The organism is Deinococcus pimensis DSM 21231, assembly GCF_000519345.1.
Classification (GTDB): domain Bacteria; phylum Deinococcota; class Deinococci; order Deinococcales; family Deinococcaceae; genus Deinococcus_A; species Deinococcus_A pimensis.
Genome location: NZ_KI912617.1, coordinates 21,861 through 27,940, shown reverse-complemented (window position 1 = coordinate 27,940; position 6,080 = coordinate 21,861). Strand labels below are relative to the sequence as shown.

7 protein-coding genes are annotated in these 6,080 nt (G+C 72.0%); 3 read left to right on the top strand and 4 right to left on the bottom strand.

Features of this window, described 5'->3' with window-relative positions; all coding sequences use genetic code 11:
• A partial coding sequence (locus tag DEIPI_RS38605) for a hypothetical protein (RefSeq protein ID WP_045233349.1) occupies positions 1-554 on the bottom strand: 554 nt, incomplete at its 3' end.
• A 108-nt stretch (positions 555-662) separates the two neighbouring features.
• Here DEIPI_RS38605 and DEIPI_RS0100560 point away from each other — a divergent pair.
• Positions 663-1,097, top strand: a complete 435-nt coding sequence (locus DEIPI_RS0100560) for an FmdB family zinc ribbon protein (protein WP_027480495.1) — start codon at positions 663-665, stop codon at positions 1,095-1,097.
• Positions 1,098-1,148: 51 nt separating this feature from the next.
• Here the strand turns inward: DEIPI_RS0100560 and DEIPI_RS35150 are convergent, their stop codons facing one another.
• The 3 genes from DEIPI_RS35150 to DEIPI_RS27355 all read right to left on the bottom strand — a co-directional run bounded on the left by DEIPI_RS35150 (position 1,149) and on the right by DEIPI_RS27355 (position 5,126).
• Entirely contained in the window at positions 1,149-2,795 is a 1,647-nt protein-coding gene (locus DEIPI_RS35150; protein WP_052351547.1) for an Ig-like domain-containing protein, read from the bottom strand.
• Positions 2,796-2,967: 172 nt separating this feature from the next.
• Positions 2,968-4,020 carry a M48 family metallopeptidase gene (locus DEIPI_RS27360; protein ID WP_045233348.1) on the bottom strand — a complete coding sequence of 351 codons (1,053 nt, stop codon included), beginning with the start codon at positions 4,018-4,020 and terminating at the stop codon, positions 2,968-2,970.
• Positions 4,017-5,126, bottom strand: a complete 1,110-nt coding sequence (locus DEIPI_RS27355; RefSeq protein ID WP_052351546.1) for a YjgN family protein — start codon at positions 5,124-5,126, stop codon at positions 4,017-4,019. The genes DEIPI_RS27360 and DEIPI_RS27355 overlap by 4 nt, the downstream gene beginning before the upstream one ends.
• 102 nt (positions 5,127-5,228) lie before the next feature.
• On the opposite strand from DEIPI_RS27355, the gene DEIPI_RS0100540 reads away from it, so the two are divergent.
• Entirely contained in the window at positions 5,229-5,627 is a 399-nt protein-coding gene (locus DEIPI_RS0100540) for an NUDIX hydrolase (RefSeq protein ID WP_027480494.1), read from the top strand.
• Between the two features lie 51 nt (positions 5,628-5,678).
• The coding region (locus DEIPI_RS38600; RefSeq protein ID WP_045233380.1) for a gamma carbonic anhydrase family protein at positions 5,679-6,080 on the top strand (402 nt) is incomplete at its 3' end.

Below are 6,080 nucleotides of genomic sequence, written 5' to 3'. Positions count from 1 at the left end.
AGGTTGAGCTCGGCGCCGCCCTCGTGAAGGTCCGCGCCGAGCTCCGCGAAGGCCGACATCACCTCCGGGGAGTCCCGCAGCACCTCCGGCAGGGCGGGCCGCGCGAGGCGCTCCTCCGCGACGCGGCGCAGCACATCCGCGTCGAGGACGCCCTCGTGCGTGAGGATCTGCCCGGTCGGGGAGACGTCGTCGACACGGACGACGCGTTCGCGCAGCAGCAGCGCGGGTGGGTCGGCGTAGGCGCCCTCGCGCAGATCGAAGGTGGCCTCGGCGCGCGCGCCGGGCAGCACGAAGGTCATCGTCCAGCCGAACGAGCGGCCCCACGCGGACGTGCCGTCGCCGCTCGTGAGCCACACCAGCCGGGCCTGCGGGTCAAGCGCTCGCGTGAGGTCGCAGGCGACCGTGAGCACCTCCCTGGAGGTGAGTCTGTAGTAGTTCCAGCGGAGCGTGAGGTAGAGCACGAAGGGCGCGGACGCGTCCTGGGGGCGGAAGCGGGAGCGGCCCAGGACGTCCACGATCTCGCCCAGCGTCCAGCGGCGGTCGTCTCGGCTCATGCCTCCAGCATGACACGGCCCGCGCGGGGTTGAGCGCGTCTTGAGGACCAAAGGCGCGTTCACGCGACGCCAAGGACGGCCCCACCGCGCCCCTCTACGCTGTGGGACGTGACCCAGATCGCGCGCACCTCACCCCAGGGGCAGGCCCACCGTTTCCTCCTGCGCGGCACGGGCGGCCCGATGTTCTTCGCGGCCGACAGCGAGGACGCCCTCGCCGGAACCGTCGCGCGCGTCTCCAGCCTCAGCCCCGAATGCGTCGGGGCGCTCGCGGCGCTCGCGTGGCGAGGCGCGGAGGTGAAGCTCGGCACGGTCGTCCTGCGCGGCTGGGCCGAGGGCGACCACGTGGACTGCCCCCACTGCGGCGCGAGCACGCCCGTGCGGCTCGTGAGTCACCCGGACGAACTGGCCGCGCTGTGCCACGTCATGTCGGCCGCGTGGGTGAACGAGGCGGCCCTCGCCGTGACGAGCGGGCAGCCGTGGCCGCACCCGCAGCAGGCCTGCGCCACCTGCGGGGAGAACGTGGGCCTGCCCCGCCGGGGGTGAACGAAACGAGGAGCCCCGGGCGGGGCTCCTCGTTTCGTCGTGTCCTTTCGATCAGGGCTGGACGGTGGCCAGGGTGGGCGCCGTGCAGTTGCCCGCGAGGTCGCAGGCCTTGACGTAGACGCCGTAGGTGCCCTTCGCGGTGACCTTGACGAGGTAGTCGCGCGAGAGGGGGTCGGTGCTGCCCGTGACGGGCTTGGCGACCGTGTAGGTGCCGTTCGCGCTCGTGGCGTAGGAGACGGTCCCGACGCCGGACGTGGCGTCGGCGACGTTGAGCGAGACCGTGGTGGTCTTGCGGTTGCCGTTCTTGGCGACGACGCTGACGCTCTTGAAGGTGACGGTCGGCAGGACCTTGTCGATGACGAACGCGGTCGACGCGACGCTCGTGCCGTTGAGGTTGCTGACCTTGACGTTGATGGTGTACGAGCCGTCGGTCGTGGCGGTCGCGCCGAACGAGAAGGCCCCGGTGCCGCTGATCTTCGAGAGGGGCACGGTCACCGGAGCGCCCTCGCTGCCGCCCTTGGGCGTGATGGTATAGGCCAGCGCGGTCACGGGCGTCACGGCGGGCGTGAGCACCGTGCCGCTGACCGTGAAGTTGCCGTTGGAGGGCGCGATCGCGGCGAGGGAGACGCTGGGCTTCAGGGCGGAGGTGGTGACGCTGACGGGCTGGGCGGTGACGCTGTTGCCCGCGCCGTCCGCGACGCTGACCGTGACGGTGTACGTGCCGTCGGCGAGTCCGTTCACGGTGACGCTGTAGGCGCCGTTCGTCAGCGCGGCCGCGCCGCTCCCGACGACGGTGTCGTCCGCCGCCTTGACGACGTAGGTCACGCCGCTCGCCGCGTCGATGGCGCTGCCGCCCGAGTCGGTCGCGGTGCCGCTGACGGTGAAGCCGCCCCCGCTCACGAGGGTGGGCGCGGCGACGGTGAGGGTCGGGTCGTCCACGTCGACCTTGAAGCTGTAGGTCTGCGTCCCGGTGTTGCCCGCCGCGTCCGTCGCGGTGACGGCGAGGTCGTACGCGCCGTTCGTGAGCGAGTCGAGCGCGATGGCGAACGCGCCCGTCGTGGGGTCGGGCGTGGCGACGTCCGCGTCGGTGAGGGTGCCGCCCGAGGTCTGCGTGAGGGTCCAGCTGACGCTGGTGACGCCCACGTTGTCGGTCGTGGAGGCGTTCACGCTCACGGTGCTGTCGCCGTACCAGCCGGAGGCGGGTCCGCCCGTACCGACGGTCACGACGGGCGCGGTCTTGTCGGGCGTCGGGGTGGGGTCGCCGCCGCCGCCGCCGTTCGTGGTGACGGTGCAGGTGAGCGTGACGGGCACGCTCGCGGTGATGGTCGCGTCGGTGCTGCTGGCGACGGTGGCGTTCGCGTGGAGGACGGTGCTGGTCGTCACGACCGGGCAGGTCGCGGTGACGTCCACGGTCTGGGTGGCGCCCGCGGCGACGGTGGCGGCGGCGGGCGTGACGGCGAGCCAGTCCTGCCCTTCGGTGTAGGCGACGGACGCGGCGTACGCGAGGTCGGAACCGCCGCCGTTGGTGAAGGTGAAGCTCTGGGCGGCGGCGGCCTGACCGGACGTCGCGGTGAATTCCAGGGCGGCGGTGCTGAGCGCGCCGATGCTGGGCGCTGCGGGCGCGGCGGGACCGCCGCAGGCGGACAGGATGAGGGCGAGGGTGAGGGCGGAAGTGACCGGAACGAGGGTGCGTCTCATGATTCTCCTCTTCGGGTCGGGCTCACCACTCGCTCCTCCTGCCCTGAGGTGACCGTGTACTAGGGCAGGGCTCTTCGCGTCCCCATCTATGGTTTTGGATTGCACTCAGGTGCAACTCATTATGCCCACACATTCTATGTCGGATTTCTTACGTGGGGGCCGCACCTGCGTGCTAGCGTCCCCAGTTCGCCTCCAGCACCCTCAGATCGCTCAGGCGCTCCTCCAGCCCGGGGTGGGTGGAGAGCAGGTCCGGCACCGACGGACGTTCCTCGTCCAGTCGCGTCAGGATGTCCCGCAGGGGCCGCGTGCTGCCCCCGTGCCGCATCAGCCAGCCCGCCGCGACCCGGTCCGCGTCCCGCTCCATCTCACGGCTGTACCCGTTCTGCACGAGCAGGAGAGGCAGGGCGCTCGCGGCGGTGGTCGCGGAGCTCACGTCCCCCGTCAGGAGCGACACGAAGAGCAGCAGGCCCACGCTGCGGTACGCCGAGGCCGCGCCGTGACGGAGCGTCACGTGCCCCGCCTCGTGCGCGAAGACCCCGGCGAGTTCCGCGTCGGAGCGTGCGGCCCGCACGAGCTCGTCCGTCACGACGACCGTGCCGCCCGGCAGGGCCATCGCGTTCGCGCCCGTCTCGCCGCCCTCGCGCGTCACGAGCCGGAACCGGAAGCCCTGGCCCTCCCCGACCTCACGCGTGACCCTGCCGAACACCCGCTCCACCCGCGAGCGCTGGGCGCCCGACAGCGTCGACGGCGCCAGGTACTGTCGGTCCAGGACCCGCAGGACCTGCGCGTCCATGGAGGAGAGCGCCGTGTGCGGCGTGAGCCGCGCGGCGACGCCCGAGAGGGCGGGCAGCCCGAACGTCACCATCAGCACGCCCGCCGCGACGAAGGCCACGAGGCTCGCCAGCACCCACCCCAGTCGGCCCTCCAGCGTCCGCACGAGGCGCAGGGGTTCGCGCGCGCCCGCCCGCGAGAGGAGCGCGCGCACGCCCGCGTCGTCGTCGGTCTCGAAGCGCGCGCCGCCCGGCAGGTGCAGCACCCGGCGCAGCCGGCCCAGCGGCGGCTCGACACGCACGTCCGCGAGGGCCACGCGCGTCTGGGCGTCCCCCACGCGCACCACGAGCGCCGCGCCGTCCAGCCACGCGTCCGCCTCGTGCGACGCGGCGCTCGTCCCGTCGAGGAAGAGTCCGCGCAGGGCTGCGGATGTCGGTGTGGCGGTGTCCCTCACAGACCCAGGTCCAGCCCGAGGAAGTCCGTCGCGACCTCCCCGAGCGCCGACACGCCCGCGGAGGGCTCGTCGGCGAAGTCCGAGATCGGACGCTCGGACACGACCGACAGCAGGGGCAGCACGTACCGGGCACGCCGCACCGCCGCCCATGGCGTCGCGAGGCCCAGCGTGAGGCCCTGGGCGAGCAGGTTCGTCACGGCGATCCACGCGTACACCCACGGGTTCATGCGCGACACGATCCGGCCGCCGTCCGGCAGCGCCGCGCTCTCCAGGGTGAAGTTGAGAAACGCGCCCTTGAGGTAGGCGCCCAGACCCGTCAGCGCGGCGATGTAGATCAGCACGAGGGCGCCGCCCGAGACGACCGCCGTGACGATCGAGGTGACGTCGCCGAGCTCCTCGAGATCGACCCCGGAGAGGGCGGCGCCCACCCCGAACACGAGGACGAGGGCGGCGGCGGCCAGTCCCAGCACCGTCCCCGCCGCGATCATCGTGAGGTAGATGATCCAGGGTTTCCCCGGGTCGCCCTCGAAGCGCGCGCGGGCCGTGCCGTACGCGGCGCCTCCCACGAGGAAGCGCGTCTGCACGAACTGCACGAAGGGGTACAGGAGTCCCAGGGTGGGGACGAGCAGCAGGGGCCAGCCCAGGAAGGCCGCGTACGCCCCCGCGCGCGTGCCGTGGAAGTGGAAGCGCAGACCGCGGTGGCGGGTGTTGCGCGCCGTGAAGCGGAGCGACTGCCACGCGAGGAGCGGCCACACCAGCCCGAAGACCGCGAAGACCACGAAGGGCAGCCAGTCCCTCCAGTAGCCCGAGAGGGAGTACGCCACGAAGGCCGCCCCGATCACGAGGTGCCCCTTGAGGATCGCGACGGGATCGGCGGTGTAGTCGAAGTTGTGCCCGTCGAGCCAGGTGTTGCCGTACATGTACTTGCGGTGACGTACCTTCGCCCAGGCGAGGTACACGCCGAGCGTCACGACGGTGAGCGCGAGGTTCACGATCCAGATCCGGAAGTACTCCCCGGCGCTGCCCGTGAAGCTCAGGGGGTAGGACTTCGTGGTCGTCCGGGTCGAGGTGGGCTGCAGCGGAGCCCCTGAGGGGAAGGTGTCCATACCCCTCGATCGTAATCATTTCCTCATGACCTTCCGGGCGAGTTTACCCGGAGGGGGTGTCGCCCCTCGTGCCGGGGGCACGCCACGTATTACACTCCCCGCATGTCACTGTCCGAGCCAGAACTGGGTGCCGGAGGCGTCGTCATCGACGAGCGCGGCGCCGTCCTGCTCCTGAAGTACCGTGGAGGAGGCTGGACCTTCCCCAAGGGTCACCTCGACCCCGGTGAGCGCGACGAGGATGCCGCCGTCCGGGAGGTGCTGGAGGAGACGGGCGTGCGCGCCCGCGTCGTCGCGCCGCTTCCCCCGACCCGCTACACCAACGACCGCGGCACCGCCCGTGAGATTCACTGGTTCCTCATGCGCGCCGAGCGTCGTGACGCCGCACTGGAGCCCATCTTCGACGCGGGCGGCTTCTACCCGACCGAGGAGGCGTTCGGTCTGTTAAGCTACCCTGAAGATCAGGAACTGCTGCGAGAGGCCCTCCGGAGAGCTTCTGTCTAGTCCACGTCACGGCCCGCGGGGGCCGCGAGAAGGCGGGGTCGGGAAACACGCATGGCGATCTACGAGTTCGGCAACAGCACCCCCCACGTCGCACGCAGCGCCTTCGTGGCGCCCGGCGCGGACCTCATCGGGCAGGTCAGCGTCGGTGAGGACGCCAGCGTCTGGTTCGGCGTCGTCGCGCGCGGCGACATCGAACCCATCCTCGTGGGCGCGCGCGTCAACGTCCAGGACGGCGCGGTCCTCCACACCGACGCCGGGCACCCCTGCGTGCTGGAGGACGACGTGACGGTCGGGCACCGCGCGATCGTGCACGGCGCGCGCTGCGCGCGCGGCAGCCTCGTCGGGATGGGCGCCGTGATGCTCAGCGGAAGTTCCCTCGGCGAGGGAGCCGTCCTTGCGGCGGGCGCGCTCCTCCCCGAGGGACGACACGTCCCGCCCGGCAAGCTCGCGGCG

Coding starts and splice junctions, on each gene's coding strand:
- DEIPI_RS35150 (WP_052351547.1), bottom strand. CDS start 2,795: ATGAGACGCACCCTCGTTCCGGTCACTTCCGCCCTCACCCTCGCCCTC.
- DEIPI_RS0100540 (WP_027480494.1), top strand. CDS start 5,229: ATGTCACTGTCCGAGCCAGAACTGGGTGCCGGAGGCGTCGTCATCGAC.
- DEIPI_RS27355 (WP_052351546.1), bottom strand. CDS start 5,126: ATGGACACCTTCCCCTCAGGGGCTCCGCTGCAGCCCACCTCGACCCGG.